We start from the raw sequence: 13,220 nt of genomic DNA, 5'->3' as shown, positions 1-13,220 counted from the left end.
GCCCATCGGGAGTTACACATCTCGCAGAAGCGGGTTCGCGCTCGCCGGAAGGAGCACCCGGCAACACGATGGAGGCATGAGCGACGCGTACGTATCCGGCGACCCGGACGGCCTCTCACCCCTGCTGGTTCACATCCGCGACGCCGTAGCGCGGGAGCTGCACGCGCAACTCGCCATGCGATCGGACCGGATCGAGCTGGCCGACGTGCCGGAGATCGCCTACCAGGTGACACTGCGCGTCGACGGGGCACTCACCGGACGGTGACAGCCCGTCGAGACGGCGGCGACGAGGCGGCGGGTCAGCTCACCCCGGCGTACGAGTGCAGGCCGGTGAAGAAGAAGTTGACGCCGAACAGGTTCATCAGCACGGTGAGGAAGCCGACGATGGCGAGCCAGGTCGCCACGTTGCGGCGCACGCTCGGGGTGGCCCGGGCGTGCAGGTAGCCCGCGTAGACCACCCAGGAGATGAACGCCCAGGTCTCCTTCGGGTCCCAGCCCCACGGCCGGCCCCACGCGGCCTCCGCCCAGATCGCCCCGGCGATCACCGCGAAGGTGAAGACCGGGAACGCGAAGGCGTGCAGCGCGAAGGTCAGCCGCTCCAGGCCGGCCGCCGCCGGGAGCCGCTTCGCCAGGGTGTACGGGAAGCTGCGCTTGCCCTGCTCGTAGCCGTTGCGCATGAGGAACGCGACCGCCGGCACGACGCCCAGCAGGAAGATGCCCGACGAGAAGCTGATCGTCGACACGTGCACGATGAACCAGTAGGAGTTGAGCGCCGGGGTCAGCGGCACCACCTCGACATAGAGCTTCAGCTCGGCGAACGCCAGCAGCAGCACCATGACGAGGGTGAGGAACAGCCCGAGGCGGCGCAGCGTGGGGCGCTTCCACAGCACGGCGAGCCACGCCGCCGTGCCGATGAACGACACGGTCAGCACGAACTCGTACATGTTGCCCCAGGGCATCCGGTCGGCGGCGATGCCGCGCGTGACCGTGGCCCCGAGGTGCAGCGCGGCGGCGAGCACGGTGATCCACACCGCGACGCGGCCGGCGAGCCGGCCCCGGGCCGCCGAACGGTCGACGCCGTCCGGCGGGGCGTCGGCCTTGGCGACGGGCCCGCCGGGGAGGGCGACGCCCCCTGCGCCCACCCCCGCCCCGACCAGCTCACGCGCGGGCGCGGCGGGCCGGGCGACGGCGCGGGCGTTGCCCAGGGCGTACTCGACGGCGTGGCTGATCATCGCGATCAGGTACGCCAGGGTCGCGAACGTGACCAGCTGGTCGGAGAGTGCGGACATCACTGCGCTCCTTCTCGCGTACCGGCCGGGCCCCGCGTCGTCTCCTCGCCGCGGATAGCGGCAAGGAGCTGCGCGAACTCGTCGGCGAACCCTGGATAGTCGGTGCGCGGCAGGCCACCGGCCTCCACCAAACTACTACCGGCCGTCGGAGATCCACCGGCGGGGTCGGCTGCGGGGTCCGCCGCGCCGCCGGACGCCCCGGCCCCGGCCGGCGTGAGGCGGAACCAGACCCGGCGGCGCTTGCCGAACAGCGCGCCCATGAGGCCGACCAGCAGCGTCGTCGAGCTGACCAGCAGCAGCGCCGAGCCGGGGTCGTACCGGACCGAGATCGTGATGTACGGCTGCGTGCCGACGAACTCCAGCACGCTGCCGTCGTCCAGCGTCCACTTCTCGCCGACGGCGAGCTTGCGGTCGCCGATCTGCTTGAGCTTGCCGCTGCTGACCTGCCGCTGGTCGAGCTGGTAGACCGAGCCGGGGATGCCGGCGTCCATGCCCAGGTTGCCCCGGTAGGCGACCAGCACCACCGCCGGGTTGCGCTCGGTCGGGAACTCCGAGCGGGTGAACGGGGGCTGCTGCGGCGCTGTGGGCAGGTAGAGCCCCTCGAAGGCGACCTGGAGGTCGGCGTCCCGCTTCCCCGTGGCCGGGTCGACGTTGACGTCGGGGAACGCGGCCACGCCCTCGCTGGTGAGGGTGGCGTCCCCGGTGGTCAGGAACGGGAAGTTGCTGGTCTGCGTCTTGCCGTAGCGGTCGGTGTAGCGCAGGATCGGCGCGTACCCGTGGCCGAGCAGGTAGACGTTGGCCCCGCCGAGGCGCAGCGGGTCGTTCACCGAGAAGGACGCGGTGCGGGCGGCCCGGCCTGCCTCCTCCACGTCGACGGTGGCCCGGTACGACTCCGGCTGCGTCGACTCCAGGAACGTCGCGTCGAACTTCTTCAGCGTCAGGCAGAACGGCGGCAGGTCGGCGCTGTCGACGCGGGGGCCGAGCTTGGCCTCGGCGTACTGCTGCCGGGTGTTGCAGAACGCGTTGTCCGCGCCGGCCACCAGCAGCTTGTTGCCGTGCCAGCCGTACCACGAGCCGAGCGCGACCCCGAGCAGCACGGCGATGAGCGAGGTGTGGAACAGCAGGTTGCCGGTCTCCTTGAGGTAGCCCTTCTCGGCGGAGACCTCGACGCCGCGCACCTGGACTCGCCAGCGGCGGCGGCGCAGCTCGGCGGCGATGGCCTCGACGGCCTCGGGCCCGGTGGGGACGACGCCGGCCAGCACGGCGTGCTGGGGCAGCCGGTCCAGCCGCTTCGGCGCGGCCGGTGGCTTCGCCCGCAGGGCGCGCACGTGGTCGCGCAGCCGGGGCACGATGCAGCCGATCAGCGAGGTGAACAACAGCAGGTAGATCGCGGAGAACCAGACCGAGCCGAACACCTCGAACGCGCCGATCCGGTCCAGCTTCGGGGCCAGGTCGGGGTGCTCGACGAAGTACTTGTTGACGTTCTCCGGATTGACCCCGCGCTGCGGCAGCACCGAGCCGGGGACGGCGGCGACCGCGAGCAGGAAGAGCAGGATCAGCGCCGTACGCATGCTGGTGAGCTGCCGCCACGAGTTGCGCAGCAGGGCCAGCACGGGGTTGGGCCGGCGGCGGGGCGCGCCGGCCGGCGGGGCCGGCCGGTCCTCGACGACCGTCATCAGATGCTCACCTCGCCCACGCCGAAGGTGGTCTGCAACCAGATCACGAAGTCGGTCCACCCGCCGGTGACCAGCGCCAGGCCGATCAGGATCAGCAGGACCCCGCCGGCCCGGGTGACCCAGCGGCTGTTGCGCCGCACGGCGCGGAACACCCCGAGCAGGCGGTGGAAGGCCAGCCCGAAGACGACGAACGGCACCCCCAGCCCGAGGCAGTACGCCACGGCGAGCACCACGGCCCGGTCGAGCTGCCCGCCGGGGGTGGCCATGCCGAGCACCGCCGCGAGCGTCGGGCCGGTGCAGGGCATCCAGCTCAGCGCGAAGACCGCGCCGAAGACGGGGGCCCCGAGCAGGCCGGCGGCGGGCAGCCGCTGGATGCGGAACTCCCGTTGCAGGCCGGGGAGCACCCCGACGAACGCCAGCCCGAGCACGACGATCAGCGCGCCCGCGCCGATCTCCAGCTGCCGCTCGTACTGGATGAGGACCCGGCCGACGCTGGCGAAGAGGATCGCGGTGGCGGTGAAGACGGCGGTGAAGCCGGCGATGAAGAGCAGCGTCCCGGCGAGCACCCGCCCCTTGACGGCCGCGCCGGTCCGGCTTGCCTCCCGGGTACGCTCCGCCGCCCGTTCCCGCACGGCGACCCCGCCGGCCGCTTCAGCGTCGCCGGGGGTGTTAACAGGGGGCCCCTGCTCTACAGAAGGCGTTAACAGGGGGCCCTTCCTTGCACTCTCCAGGTCGGTGCCGGCCAGGCCCGTCACGTAGCTGAGGTAGCCGGGGACCAGGGGGAGGATGCACGGGGAGAGGAAGCTGACCAGCCCGGCGAGCGCCGCCGCGCCGATCGCCAGCAGCAGCGGGCCGCCGCTGGCGATGTCGTGGAAGGTCTCGCCCATCAGCGGGAACCGTCGGGCGCGGGCTGCTCGGCGGCGATCCGCTCGACGATCGGTTGCAGCCGGTCCCGGGTGACCGCCGACCGGATGACCACGGCGACCCGGCCGTCCCGGTCGAGGATCACCGTGGCGGGGATGGTGTTCGGCGCGATGTCGAAGGCGAGGGCCAGCCGGCTCGGCGGGTCGAACAGGCTCGGGTAGGTGACCCGGCCCTCCTCGAACGCGAGGGCCTTGTCCCGGTTGTCCTGCACGTTGATGCCGAGGAACGCCACCCCGGAGCCCTTGGTGGCCTGGTAGGTGGCCTCCAGGTCGTCGGCCTCGGCCCGGCAGGGCGGGCACCAGGAGCCCCAGAAGTTGACCACGACGACCTGCCCGAGGTCCTTCGCGATGTCGTAGCTGCCGCCGGTGAGCAGCTCACCGGTCAGCTTCGGCGCGGCGGAGCGCTGGTCGGGGGCGCACTCGATGACCCCGTCGGTGGTGGCGCAGCGCCGTTCCTGGCTGTCGCCGGAGCAGCCGGCCAGCGCCGCCGTGGCCGTCACGGCCGCGAGGAGTCCGGCGATCCACCTTCGGGCTGGCATCAGGCCCCCTTGGCCGTCCGGGCGGTCGGCGATGTGGCGACGAGGTGGGCGGCGGGCTCCGAGTATCCGATGCCGACCACCTTTCCGCCGTCGAAGTGGAACGAGGTGAGGCTGGCCAGCCCGCACTGCCGCTTGCGCGGGTCGTGCCAGAGCCGCTTGCGCTCGACGTACCGGCGCAGGGTCCAGATGGGGAGCTGGTGGGAGACCAGCACGGCCTCCCGGCCCTCGGCGGCGACGCGGGCGGCGTGCAGGGCGGCGAACATCCGCTCGGCGATGGCCCGGTACGCCTCGCCCCAGCTCGGGGTGACCGGGTCGCGCAGCACCCACCAGTTGCGCGGGTCGCGGAACGACCCGTCGCCCGGGGAGACCTTCTTGCCCTCGAACCAGTTGGCGCTCTCGATCAGCCGCTCGTCGACCCCGACGGGCAGGCCGAACTGGGCGGCGATCGGCTCGGCGGTCTGCTGGGCGCGTTCGAGCGGGCTGGCCACCACGTGCACCACGTTGCGCTCGGCGAGCCCCTGGGCCGCCGCCTTGGCCATCTGCACGCCCAGCTCCGACAGGCGGAAGCCGGGCAGCCGGCCGTACAGGATCTGGCCCGGGTTGTGCACTTCGCCGTGCCGCAGCACGTGCACCACCGTCTTGCTCACCGGTTACCCCCCGTTGCCTGCCGCTGCCGCCGCGCTCGCCGCCGCCGGCAGGGCCGAGGCGATCTGCTCCAGGGCGGCGTCGTCGATCGCCGCCGAGACGAACCAGGACTCGAACGCGCTCGGCGGAAGGTAGACGCCGTCGGCGAGCATCGAGTGGAAGAACGCCCGGAACGCCGGGACCTGCTGGGTCCGCGCGCTGTCGTAGTCGATCACGTCGGCGTCCGTGAAGAAGATCGAGAACATGCTGCCCGCGTACGACAGGCGGTGCGGGACCCCGGCGGCGGCCAGCGCGTCGGAGGCGAGCTTGCCCACGACGGCGGCCGTGTCGTCGAGCCTGCGGTAGACGGCGTCGTCGGCCAGCCGCAGCGTGGCCAGGCCGGCGGCGCACGCGAGGGGGTTGCCGGAGAGCGTGCCGGCCTGGTAGACGGGGCCGGCCGGGGCGAGTCGCGCCATGATCTCCGCGCGCCCGCCGAAGGCCGCGGCGGGCAGCCCGCCACCCATGACCTTCCCGTACGTCCACAGGTCGGCGTCGACCGGGTCGAGCCCGTGCCAGCCGGAGCGGGACACCCGGAACCCGGTCATCACCTCGTCGACGATGAGCAGCGCGCCGTGCGCGTGGGCGATGCGGGCGAGCTGGGCGTTGAACCCGTCGCGCGGGGCGACCACGCCCATGTTGCCGGCCGCCGCCTCGGTGATGACGGCGGCGATGTGCTGCCCCTGCGCGGCGAACGCCGCCTCGACGGCGGCGACGTCGTTGTAGGGCAGCACGATCGTCTCGCCCGCCGCGGCGCCGGTGACGCCCGGCGAGTCGGGCAGGCCGAGGGTGGCCACGCCGGAGCCGGCGGCGGCGAGCAGCGCGTCGACGTGCCCGTGGTAGCAGCCGGCGAACTTGATGATCTTGGAGCGGCCGGTGTGTCCCCGGGCCAGCCGGATCGCCGTCATGGTGGCCTCGGTGCCCGAGTTGACCAGCCGGACCTGCTCGACCGGGGTCCGGTCGACGATCTCGGCGGCCAGCTCGACCTCGCCGGGGGTCGGGGTGCCGAAGCTGGTGCCCCGGGCGGCGGCGGCCTGGACGGCGTCGACCACCTCGGGGTGGGCGTGCCCGAGCAGCAGCGGCCCCCAGGAGCAGACGAGGTCGACGTAGCGCCGGCCGTCCGCGTCGTGAAGCCAGGGACCCTCCCCCCGGACCATGAAGCGCGGGGTCCCGCCGACGGCCTGGAACGCGCGCACGGGGGAGTTGACCCCGCCCGGCACGATGGCGCGGGCGCGGTCGAACAGGGCCTCTGAGGCCGGCGCGTCGGCCGGGTAGCGGCCGGATCCGGCGGAGAAGTCATCGGTCACGATGCGGCCATTGTGTCAGCGCCGGACGGCGAATCGGCAGCCACCCCTGATCGGGGTTACCGGGCTCACCCCGGCGGCAGCGCTCGGCGCGAGGAAGACGGCGCTCCGGCGGGGCCCGCCGCACTGGTCGCCTCGACGGGCCGGGTGGGCGGGATCGCGCTAGGCTGACCGGGTGGATCGTGCCGAACTGTCCATCACGGTACACCGGACGGGGGATGAAGCCGTGCTTCGCCTCGCCGGTGAGATCGACATGCTCACGGCCGCCCAGCTCTCGACCGCCGTCAACGAGGTGCTCACCGACCCGCCGCCACGCATCGTCCTCGACCTGGGTGGCGTCACCTTCTGCGACTCGCAGGGCCTGGGCACCCTGGTCGTCCTGAGCCGCAAGGCCAGCCACGCGCAGAGCCTGCTGATCCTGACCAACGTCGGTGACTTCCTGCTGCGCGTCCTGGACATCACGGGCCTGCGCTCGGCCCTCATGATCCGCAACGGCGCGCCCGCCGACTGACCCGGGCACCAGTCGCACCCGGGGTCAGCTCGGCAGGCGTCTCAGCCCGGCAGGCCGCGTCAGCTCGGCACGTCGCGGCGGCGGAACGCCAGCAGGCCCGCCGCCGACAGGGCCGCCGCGGTGGCGGTGAGCGCCAGCAGCGGCGTGCGGGGGACGGGGCCGCCCAGCACCTGCGGGGTGTGGGTGAACGGCGACAGGTCCAGCAGCCACTGGCTCAGCTCCAGCACCGCGCCGAGCTGGCCGAGCAGCAGGCAGGCCGCGAGCGCCGCCCAGGCCACCCCGACGCTGACGCGCGGCAGCAGGCCGAACAGCAGCACCGCCACGCCGACCAGCACCCACACCGCCGGCACGTGCGCCAGCGCCGCCCCGGTCAGCCGGGGCACCCGCCCGGCGACGTCGCCGATGCTCAGGCCGTACGCCAGCCCCGTCACCAGGCCCGTGACGACCAGCACGACCGCCGGGCCGAGCAGCGCGAAGGCGAGGTGGCCGAGCAGCCAGCGGGGCCGGCTCACCCCGGTGGCGAGCACCGGCTCCGCCCGCTGGGCGGTCTCCTCGGCCCGCATCCGCAGCGCGGCCTGGATGCCGTAGCCGGCGGCGGCGAGGGCGGTGATGCTCAGGGTCGCCCCGAGGTACGCCTCGGCGACCGACGCGGAGCCGCCCAGGCGCTCCAACAGCCGGGCGACCGCCTCGTTGCCCTCCACCGCGCCCCCGGCCGCCTCGGCCGCGCCGCCGAGCACCGCGCCGAGCGCCGCCGCGCCGACGGTCCAGCCGAGCAGGGCGACCCGGTTGAGCCGCCAGGCCAACCCCAGCGGGCCGGCGAGGGCGTCGCCGGCGGCGGCCGGGCCGAGCCGCTGCGGCAGCAGGCCGGCACCGAGGTCCCGCCGGGCGGCCAGCCCCGACGCCAGCGCCCCGACCAGGGCGGTCAGCCCGACCAGCACCGCCAGCGGCCACCACCGCTCGGCGGTGTAGGGGTGGGTGCGCTGGGCCAGTCCCAGCGGGGAGAGCCGGCTCAGCCACTCCACCCCGCCGGCGTCCCCGGCGAGCCGGACCAGGTATGCCACGCCGAGGACCGCGAGGCCCAGCCCTCGGGCGGCGCCCGCGCTCTCGGTGAGCTGCGCGGCCAGCGCGCCGACGGTGGCGAAGAACATCCCGGCGAGGGTCACCGACAGCCCGAACGCCACCGACCCGGCGGCCGGCAGGTCGGTGGCGACCAGCCCGCCGGCGACGAGCAGCCCGAGCAGCAGGTCCGCCGCGTACGTGACGAGCAGCGCGGCGGCCAGTGGCGCGTGCCGGCCGAGGACGGTGGCGCCGAGCAACTCCCGCCGCCCCGCCTCCTCCTCGGTGCGGGTGTGCCGGACGACCACGAGGAGGCTGATCAGGCCCACGATCAGGTGCAGCAGCCCGGCCCGCTGGGCGGCGAGCGCGCCGACGCTGTCGCCGTACGCGGGGCCGAGCAGCGCCACGATCGACGGGTTGCCGGCGGTGGTGGCCAGGTATTCGGCGCGCTGGGCGGCGGTCGGGTACAGCTCGGCGTAGGTCGCCGCGTAGCTGGCGGGGAGGACGGCGATCAGCAGCACCCAGATCGGCAGCAGGACGCGGTCGCGGCGCAGGATCAGCCGGACCAGGTGCCGGGTGCCGGCGAGGCTCATCGGGTCGCCCCGGCGGGTGCGGTGTCGGACGCGGCCGTGCCGTAGTGCCGCAGGAACAGCTCCTCCAGCGTGGGCGGCCGGCTGACCAGGCTCCGTACGCCGATCTCGGTGAGCCGGCGCAGCGCGGCGTCGAGGGCCGGGGTGTCCACGTCGAAGCGGACGCGGTCGCCGTCGACCCGCAGGTCGTGCACGCCGGGCAGCCCGTCCAGCCCGCGCGGCGGCCCGGCCAGCTCGGCGTCGACGCTGGTGCGCTGGAGGTGGCGCAGCTCGCTGAGGGTGCCGGCCTCGGCGGCCCGGCCGCTGCGGATGATCGTCACCCGGTCGCAGAGGGCCTCGACCTCGCCGAGGATGTGGCTGGAGAGCAGGACGGTGCGGCCGTCGGCGCGGGCCCGGCGGACCCAGTGCTGGAAGACCTCCTCCATCAGCGGGTCGAGCCCGGAGGTGGGCTCGTCGAGGATCAGCAGCTCGGCGTCGGAGGCGAGGGCGGCGACCAGGCCGACCTTCTGCCGGTTGCCCTTGGAGTAGGCCCGGCCCTTCTTGCGCGGGTCCAGCTCGAAGGCGGCGAGCAGCTCGTCGCGGCGGGCGCGGTCGAGGCCCCCGCGCATCCGGCCGAGCAGGTCGATCACCTCGCCGCCGGTGAGGTTGGGCCACAGCGTCACGTCGCCGGGCACGTACGCGAGCCGGCGGTGCAGGGCGACGGCGTCGCGCCACGGGTCGCCGCCGAGCAGCCGGACGGCTCCCGCGTCGGCCCGGAGCAGGCCGAGCAGCACGCGGATGGTGGTGGACTTGCCGGCCCCGTTGGGGCCCAGGAACCCGTGCACCTCGCCGGCGCGGACGGTCAGGTCGAGCCCGTCGAGCGCCCTGGTCCGGCCGAAGGTCTTCACCAGGCCGGAGATCTCTATCGGAGTTTCCACAGTTTCGAAGCTACAGTCATTTCAGAAAGTTGTGAAGACTGTGCAGGCTGAGGCACGATCAGATACCCGACCAAAGGTGAGGAGCCGCCGGATGACCGCCGATCCACCCCGCCGCAACGAGGAGGCGGTCCACCTCTTCGTCGAGCGGATGGCCATGGCCTTCGCCGAGGTGGGCTTCCCCCGGATGCCGGCCCGGGTGCTGTTCACCGTGATGAGCGCCGACGACCCGCTGACCGCCGCCGAGATCGGCGAGCGGCTCGACGTCAGCGCGGCGGCGGTCTCCGGCGCGGTCCGCTACCTGACCCAGTTCAACATCCTGGTCCGCGAGCCGGTGAAGGGCTCCCGCCGCGACCGGTACCGGCTGCCCGACAACCCCTGGTACGAGGCGACCATCACCAAGACCCGGATCTACAAGAACTTCATCGACCTCGCCGACAGCGGGGTCGACGCCCTGCGCGGACGCGACACGGTGGCCGGCGAGCGGGTCGCCGAGCTGCGCGACTTCTTCGTCTTCGTCCAGGGGGAGATCGACTCGCTGGGCGAACGCTGGCGGGCCCGGCGCGCCGCCACCGGGCACGACGGGCACCCGGCCGGCCGCTGACCCGCACCGCACCGGCCGTCGCCCTGCCGGTCGGGTCCGCCCCGACGCCGCGCGACCTACAGGCTGCTGCCCCAGCGGGCCTGTTCGAGGAGTTCCACGGCGCGGGCGTGGCCGGCCGGGTCGTCCCCGCGCAGCAGCGCCGTGGCCTCGTCGACCGCGTCGGTGAGCGCCCGCCACCGCGCCTCGCGCTCGCGGACCAGGTCCGACTGCGCCGCCAACTGCCGGGTCTTCACCCACAGCTCGACGAAGACCGACACCTTGGCCCGCAGCACCCACGGATCGAAGGGCTTGGTCAGGTAGTCCACCGCGCCGACCGCGTACCCGCGGAGGGCGAGCTGGGCGTCCTTGTCGGCGGCGGTGAGGAAGATGATCGGCACGTGCCGGGTGCGTTCCCGCCGCTTGATGTGGCTGGCGGTCTCGAAGCCGTCCATGTCGGGCATCTGCGCGTCCAGGAGGATGACCGCGAAGTCGTCCACCAGGAGCTGCTTGAGCGCCGCCTCGCCGCTCTCCACCGCCACCGACTGCACCGGCAGCCCCTGGAGGATCGCCTCCAGGGCCATCAGGTTCTCCCGCCGGTCGTCGACCAGCAGCGCCTTGGCCGTCTGACTCACGAACTCTCCTCGCCTCGGCTGCCGCTCGCCCAGGACGACATCAGCTCGATCAGCTCGTCCAGGTCGACCGGTTTGGTGATGTAGTCGCTGCCTCCCGCCGCGAGCGCGGACTCGCGGTCCCCCGGCATCGCCTTCGCGGTCAGGAAGACGATCGGAAGGTCGGCGAAGTGGTGGTTGCGGCGAATCTGCCGGGTCGTCTCGTAGCCGTCCTGGTCGGGCATCATCGCGTCCATCAGCACGATGTCCACCTCCGGATGCTCGGCCAGCAGGCGGACCCCGTCCGCCCCGTTGTCCGAGTACAACACGGTCATACCGTGCAACTCCAATGCGCTGGTCAGAGCGAAGACATTTCGCACGTCGTCGTCGATGATCAGCACGGTCACGCCCTCCAGCCGGCCGGTCCCCGGCGTCTCGACCGGCTCCGGCAGCTCCAGCGGGGGCATGAGCAGCGACGACGGCAGGCCCGCCCGGGCCGGCGAGGGCGGCGCGGGCGCGACCACCGCGTCCGGTGCCAGCACGTCCGGTACGTAGAGGGTGAACGTCGAGCCCTCGCCGGGCGCCGAGCTGACCGTGATCGAGCCGCCGAGCAGGCGGGCCAGGTCCCGGCTGATCGACAGGCCCAGCCCGGTCCCGCCGTACCGTCGGCTGGTCGTGCCGTCCGCCTGCTGGAACGCCTCGAAGATCAGCGACAGCTTGTCGTCCGAGATGCCGATCCCCGTGTCGATCACCGTGAAGGCGATCACCTGCCGGGCGTTGGTCAGCGCCGGGACGTCAAAGACGGCGTTCTCGGGGGCCGGGGCGATGCGCAGCGTCACCGCCCCGTTGTCGGTGAACTTCACGGCGTTGGAGAGCAGGTTGCGCAGGATCTGCTGCAACCGCTGCGCGTCGGTGACCAGCGCCGGGGGCAGCTCCTTGGCCAGCCGCACCTGGAAGTCGAGGCCCTTCTCCTCCGCCTGCGGGGCGAACGCCTGCTCGACGAACCCCCGGATCTCGGCGAACTGGACCTCCGTGGGCTCGACGTCCATCCGGCCCGCCTCGATCTTCGACAGGTCGAGGATGTCGTCGATCAGGCGCAGCAGGTCCGAGCCGGAGCCGTGGATGGTCCGGGCGAACTCGATCTGCTTCGGGGTGAGGTTCTGCTCCGAGTTCTCCATCAGCAGCCGGGCGAGCAGCAGCAGCGAGTTCAGCGGCGTACGCAGCTCGTGGCTCATGTTGGCCAGGAACTCCGACTTGTACGCCGACGCCCGGGTGAGCTGCTGCGCCTTGTCCTCCAGGCCGAGCCGGGCCAGCTCGATCTCCCGGTTCTGGGTCTCGATGTTGGCCTTCTGCTCCGACAGGAGCTGGGCCTTGTCCTCCAGCTCGGCGTTGGTGCGCTGCAACTCGGCCGACTGCTCCTGGAGCTCGTGGGCCAGCCGCTGCGACTGCGCCAGCAGCTCCTCGGTGCGCCGGTTGGCCTGGATGGTGTTGACCGCCACGCCGATGGTCAGCACCAGCCGCTCCAGGAACGTCAGGTGCAGGTCGGGGAAGGCCGCCACCCCGGCGAACTCGATCACGCCGAGCAGCTCGCCCTCGAACAGGACGGGGAGCACCACCAGGTCGGCCGGCGGCGTGTTGGCCAGCCCGGAGCGCAGGGTGAGCCGGCCGTCCGGCGAGGCGCTCACCCGGATCGTCCGCCGGGAGAGGGCGGCCTGCCCGACCAGCCCCTCGCCCGGCCCGAACGTGACGTCGTGCCCCCGCGCGACGTAGCCGTACGAGGCGGTCAGCCGCAGCCGCATGCTGCCGTCCGAGGTGTCCGCCAGGAAGAACGCGCCGAGCTGCGCGTCGACCAGCGGGGTCACCTCCATCATGATCATCCGGCAGACCTCGCCGAGGTCCCGCTGCCCCTGGAGCAGTCCGCCGATGCGGGCCAGGTTGGAGTCCAGCCAGCCCTGCTCGGCGTTCTTCTTCGTCGTCTCCCGGAGGGTGACGATCATCTGGTTGATGTTGTCCTTCAGGTCGGCGACCTCGCCCTGCGCCTCGACCGCGATCCGCTGGGTCAGGTCGCCCCGGGTCACCGAGGTCGACACCTCGGCGATGGCCCGCAGCTGGGTGGTGAGCGTCGAGGCGAGCTGGTTGACGTTCTCCGTGAGGTCCCGCCAGGTGCCCGAGACGCCCTTCACCTGGGCCTGGCCGCCCAGCTTGCCCTCGGTGCCCACCTCGCGGGCCACCCGGGTCACCTCGTCGGCGAACGACCGGAGCTGGTCCACCATCGTGTTGACGGTGTTCTTCAGCTCCAGGATCTCGCCCTGCGCGTCCACCGTGATCTTCTGGCTCAGGTCGCCCTTGGCCACCGCCGTGGTCACCGAGGCGATGTTGCGCACCTGCGACGTCAGGTTCGACCCCATCGAGTTCACGTTGTCCGTCAGGTCGCGCCACGTGCCGGAGACGCCCTTGACCTGGGCCTGGCCGCCGAGCTTGCCCTCGGTGCCCACCTCGCGCGCCACCCGCGTCACCTCGTCGGCGAACGAGCTGAGCTGGTCCAC

Annotated in this window: 13 protein-coding genes; 3 read left to right on the top strand and 10 right to left on the bottom strand. The window is 73.1% G+C overall.

The features are described from left to right. The first annotated feature begins 76 nt into the window (after window positions 1–76). Window positions 77–265: a hypothetical protein gene (locus ACFYWL_RS09125; protein ID WP_386969479.1), complete on the top strand. Its 189-nt coding sequence runs from the start codon at window positions 77–79 to the stop codon at window positions 263–265. Window positions 266–299: 34 nt separating this feature from the next. Here ACFYWL_RS09125 and ccsB read toward each other — a convergent pair whose 3' ends face one another. From ccsB to hemL, 6 genes are read right to left on the bottom strand one after another with little or no spacing between them, the layout of a single operon-like run. Next, window positions 300–1,289 (bottom strand): c-type cytochrome biogenesis protein CcsB, encoded by a 990-nt coding sequence (gene ccsB / locus ACFYWL_RS09120; RefSeq protein ID WP_386969476.1) that lies wholly within the window; start codon window positions 1,287–1,289, stop codon window positions 300–302. After that, entirely contained in the window at window positions 1,289–2,965 is a 1,677-nt protein-coding gene (locus ACFYWL_RS09115) for a cytochrome c biogenesis protein ResB (RefSeq protein WP_386969474.1), read from the bottom strand. Before ACFYWL_RS09115 ends, ccsB begins: the two co-directional genes overlap by 1 nt. Next, window positions 2,965–3,852, bottom strand: coding sequence for a cytochrome c biogenesis CcdA family protein (locus ACFYWL_RS09110; protein WP_386969472.1), 888 nt, complete (start codon window positions 3,850–3,852; stop codon window positions 2,965–2,967). Before ACFYWL_RS09110 ends, ACFYWL_RS09115 begins: the two co-directional genes overlap by 1 nt. Beyond that, window positions 3,852–4,427 (bottom strand): TlpA family protein disulfide reductase, encoded by a 576-nt coding sequence (locus ACFYWL_RS09105; protein ID WP_386969470.1) that lies wholly within the window; start codon window positions 4,425–4,427, stop codon window positions 3,852–3,854. The genes ACFYWL_RS09110 and ACFYWL_RS09105 overlap by 1 nt, the downstream gene beginning before the upstream one ends. Next, a complete protein-coding gene (locus tag ACFYWL_RS09100) occupies window positions 4,427–5,074 on the bottom strand; it encodes a histidine phosphatase family protein (RefSeq protein ID WP_386969467.1) in 648 nt (215 codons plus the stop codon). Before ACFYWL_RS09100 ends, ACFYWL_RS09105 begins: the two co-directional genes overlap by 1 nt. 3 nt (window positions 5,075–5,077) lie before the next feature. Beyond that, window positions 5,078–6,415: a glutamate-1-semialdehyde 2,1-aminomutase gene (gene hemL / locus ACFYWL_RS09095; RefSeq protein WP_386969464.1), complete on the bottom strand. Its 1,338-nt coding sequence runs from the start codon at window positions 6,413–6,415 to the stop codon at window positions 5,078–5,080. A 172-nt stretch (window positions 6,416–6,587) separates the two neighbouring features. On the opposite strand from hemL, the gene ACFYWL_RS09090 reads away from it, so the two are divergent. Beyond that, the gene (locus ACFYWL_RS09090; RefSeq protein ID WP_386969462.1) at window positions 6,588–6,923 is read left to right on the top strand and encodes an STAS domain-containing protein; all 336 of its coding nucleotides are present in this window, start codon (window positions 6,588–6,590) and stop codon (window positions 6,921–6,923) included. Window positions 6,924–6,982: 59 nt separating this feature from the next. On the opposite strand, the gene ACFYWL_RS09085 is transcribed toward ACFYWL_RS09090, so the two are convergent. Both ACFYWL_RS09085 and ACFYWL_RS09080 read right to left on the bottom strand, forming a co-directional pair. Further along, on the bottom strand, window positions 6,983–8,572 hold the full coding sequence (locus tag ACFYWL_RS09085; RefSeq protein ID WP_386969459.1) for an ABC transporter permease: 1,590 nt from the start codon (window positions 8,570–8,572) through the stop codon (window positions 6,983–6,985). Then, window positions 8,569–9,486 carry an ATP-binding cassette domain-containing protein gene (locus tag ACFYWL_RS09080; protein WP_386969456.1) on the bottom strand — a complete coding sequence of 306 codons (918 nt, stop codon included), beginning with the start codon at window positions 9,484–9,486 and terminating at the stop codon, window positions 8,569–8,571. Before ACFYWL_RS09080 ends, ACFYWL_RS09085 begins: the two co-directional genes overlap by 4 nt. Window positions 9,487–9,577: 91 nt before the next feature. Between ACFYWL_RS09080 and ACFYWL_RS09075 the strand changes: the two genes are divergently transcribed. Next, a complete protein-coding gene (locus ACFYWL_RS09075; RefSeq protein ID WP_386969454.1) occupies window positions 9,578–10,087 on the top strand; it encodes a GbsR/MarR family transcriptional regulator in 510 nt (169 codons plus the stop codon). Between the two features lie 56 nt (window positions 10,088–10,143). Here ACFYWL_RS09075 and ACFYWL_RS09070 read toward each other — a convergent pair whose 3' ends face one another. Next, entirely contained in the window at window positions 10,144–10,698 is a 555-nt protein-coding gene (locus tag ACFYWL_RS09070; RefSeq protein ID WP_386969451.1) for a two-component system response regulator, read from the bottom strand. Further along, window positions 10,695–13,220: ATP-binding protein (locus tag ACFYWL_RS09065; RefSeq protein WP_386969449.1), on the bottom strand; the 2,526-nt coding region annotated here is incomplete at its 5' end. The genes ACFYWL_RS09065 and ACFYWL_RS09070, both read right to left, overlap by 4 nt.

The sequence above is a fragment of the Micromonospora sp. NPDC002575 genome, assembly GCF_042889525.1.
Lineage (GTDB): Bacteria > Actinomycetota > Actinomycetes > Mycobacteriales > Micromonosporaceae > Micromonospora > Micromonospora carbonacea.
Note: the sequence above shows the minus strand (reverse complement) of the source record. Positions and strands in the feature narration are given on the sequence as shown.

Coding starts and splice junctions, on each gene's coding strand:
- ACFYWL_RS09125 (WP_386969479.1), top strand. CDS start 77: ATGAGCGACGCGTACGTATCCGGCGACCCGGACGGCCTCTCACCCCTG.
- ccsB (WP_386969476.1), bottom strand. CDS start 1,289: ATGTCCGCACTCTCCGACCAGCTGGTCACGTTCGCGACCCTGGCGTAC.
- ACFYWL_RS09115 (WP_386969474.1), bottom strand. CDS start 2,965: ATGACGGTCGTCGAGGACCGGCCGGCCCCGCCGGCCGGCGCGCCCCGC.
- ACFYWL_RS09110 (WP_386969472.1), bottom strand. CDS start 3,852: ATGGGCGAGACCTTCCACGACATCGCCAGCGGCGGCCCGCTGCTGCTG.
- ACFYWL_RS09105 (WP_386969470.1), bottom strand. CDS start 4,427: ATGCCAGCCCGAAGGTGGATCGCCGGACTCCTCGCGGCCGTGACGGCC.
- ACFYWL_RS09085 (WP_386969459.1), bottom strand. CDS start 8,572: ATGAGCCTCGCCGGCACCCGGCACCTGGTCCGGCTGATCCTGCGCCGC.
- ACFYWL_RS09075 (WP_386969454.1), top strand. CDS start 9,578: ATGACCGCCGATCCACCCCGCCGCAACGAGGAGGCGGTCCACCTCTTC.